2 protein-coding genes are annotated in these 2,433 nt (G+C 74.2%); both read right to left on the bottom strand.

The window, feature by feature from the left end:
- Positions 1-59 precede the first annotated feature (59 nt).
- Positions 60-827 carry an SDR family NAD(P)-dependent oxidoreductase gene (locus ACRYR7_RS25190; RefSeq protein ID WP_432575110.1) on the bottom strand — a complete coding sequence of 256 codons (768 nt, stop codon included), beginning with the start codon at positions 825-827 and terminating at the stop codon, positions 60-62.
- Positions 828-859: 32 nt separating this feature from the next.
- The gene (locus ACRYR7_RS25185) at positions 860-2,212 is read right to left on the bottom strand and encodes an MFS transporter (protein WP_432575109.1); all 1,353 of its coding nucleotides are present in this window, start codon (positions 2,210-2,212) and stop codon (positions 860-862) included.
- Positions 2,213-2,433 lie beyond the last annotated feature (221 nt).

The following is a 2,433-nucleotide window of genomic DNA, read 5'->3' as shown; positions in this document are numbered from 1 at the left end:
CGGCACCACCGCGGTGGTGCCGGCCCCCTCGCGCGCCCCGGGCCCGGTGCCCGGTGCCGTCAGTTGATGTGCTTGCCGCCGTCGACCTGGTAGCTGACGCCGCTGACGAAACCGGCGTCCTCGGACAGCAGGAACGCCACCACCGCGGCGATGTCGTCGGGGGTGCCGACCCGGCCGACGGGGATGCCGGCGGCCATGCCCGCCTTGCGCTCGTCGGTCAGGCGCCCGCCCATGATGTCGGTGTCGACCGGGCCGGGCAGGATGGCGTTGACGGTGATGCCGAGCGGGCCCAGCTCGCGCGCGCCACCGCGGGTCAGGCCCAGCACGGCGGCCTTGGCGGCGGCGTAGGCGGACTTGGAGAACGTGCCGCCGCCGTCGACGGCGGTGATGGAGGACGTGTTGACGATGCGTCCCACCCCGGTGCGCTGCATGCGGCGGGCGGCGGCCTGCATCATCAGCAGGGTGCCGGTGGCGTTGACCGCCATCACCCGCTCCCACTCCTCCAGGGTGACCTCCAGCAGCGGGGTGGGGCTGGGGATGCCGGCGAGGTTCACCAGCCCCACGACCGGCGGGAGCTGCGCGTCGACGGCCTCGAACGCGGCGCTGACGGCGGCGGGGGAGGAGACGTCGGTGGGCAGGGCCAGCGCCTGCGCCCCCGTGCCGCGCAGCTCCTCGGCGATCTCGGTGACGCCCTGCTCGGAGAGGTCGACCAGGGCCAGGCTCCAGCCCTGCGCGGCGAGGCGGCGGGCCACGACGCGGCCGATGCCGCGGGGGGCGCCGGCGCCGGTGACGACGGCGGTGCGCTGGGCGGGGAAGGGAGCGGTCACGGGGTTCCTCCGGTGGGTTCGGTGGTGGGTTCTCAGGCCGCGGGCGCGGTGGTGCGCCCGTCGGCGGGCGCGGCGGGGGTGCGGTCGCGGAACAGGCGGGAGGCGAGCAGCAGCAGGGCGCCGACGACGGCGGTGCCGGCGAGCACGAAGAGCCCGGCGGTGGTGCTGTCGAAGGTCTCCTCCGCCCACACGCGCACGTTGGGCGCGACGAACCCGCCGAGGTTGCCCAGGCCGTTGATGAGGCCGAACCCGGCGGCCAGCGCCGCACCGGAGAGGTACGCGGCCGGCAGCGTCCAGAACATCGGCTGGCAGGCCACGAAGCCGATCGCCGCCACGCACAGGGCGGCCATCGCCAGCAGGGCGTTGCCGGCGACGGCGGAGACGGCGATGCCGGCGCCGGAGAGCACGAGCAGGGCGGCGGCGATCTCGCTGTGGGCGCGCAGGCGGTCCGCCACGCGCGGCAGCAGCGCGACGGCGACGAGCGCGCAGGCCCACGGCACGGCGGTGAGCACGCCGACGGAGAACCCGACCTCCCGGCCGGTGATCTCGGAGACCTGGGTGGGCAGGAAGAAGGTCAGCCCGTACACGGCGACCTGGATGCACAGGCAGACCAGGCAGAAGTACAGGACGCGCGGGTTGACCAGGGCGCGGGCCCAGCCCAGGGCGCCGCCGTGGTCGGCGCGGGCGGTGTCGTCGCGGGCGATGCGGGCGGTGAGCGCCTCGCGCTCGGCGGCGGGCAGCCAGGCCGCCTCGGCGGGGGTGTTGGTGAGGAACTTCACGGCCACGAAGCCGACGACGACGGCCATGAGGCCCTCGACCATGAACATCCACTGGTAGCCGCGCAGCCCGGCGAACCCGTCGAGCTCGAGCAGGCCGCCGGAGAGGGGGCCGCCGACCATGTTGGCCAGCGGCAGGCCCATCTGGAACAGGCCGGTGGCCCAGGCGCGGCGCTCCTGGGGGAACCAGTACGTCAGGTACAGCAGGACGCCGGGGAAGAAGCCGGCCTCGCAGACGCCCAGCAGGAAGCGCAGGACGTAGAACGTGGTCTCGTTCGTGACGAACATGAACGCCGTCGCGACGACGCCCCAGGTGATCATGATGCGGGCCATCCACCAGCGGGCCCCCACGCGGTGCATGAGCAGGTTGCTGGGCACCTCGAAGACGGCGTAGCCGATGAAGAACAGCCCGGCGCCGAAGGCGTAGGCGGCGGCGGACAGGCCCGTGGACGCCTCGAGCTCCTCCTTGGCGAAGCCGACGTTGGAGCGGTCGATGAACGCGATGACGTACATCAGCAGCAGGAAGGGGATCAGGCGCTTCGCGGTGCGCCGCAGGGCGGAGGCGACGAGCGCGTCCTCCGTGCCCGGGGCGTGGCCCTGGCTGGTCATGGTGGTCTCCGGTGCGTGCGTCGTCGGCTGGGCACCGCTGGGGTGGGAGTCTCCCGCGTCCTCGCGGCGGCGCTACTCAAACATCCAATAGGATGTAGGTCAAGCAGCTGGCCGACGTACGCACGACGACCCGGTGCCCCCGCCGTCGGGCGGGGGGTCCGGGCCGTGTGGGTCGTGCTGGGGGCCCGGGGGGGGGGCGCCTCAACCGGGCGGCAGGGTGA

Origin of the sequence: Kineococcus gurbantunggutensis (assembly GCF_050871925.1) — a bacterium.
Classification (GTDB): domain Bacteria; phylum Actinomycetota; class Actinomycetes; order Actinomycetales; family Kineococcaceae; genus Kineococcus.
The sequence above is the reverse complement of the archived record's forward strand: the minus strand, read 5'-3'. Positions and strand labels throughout refer to the sequence as shown.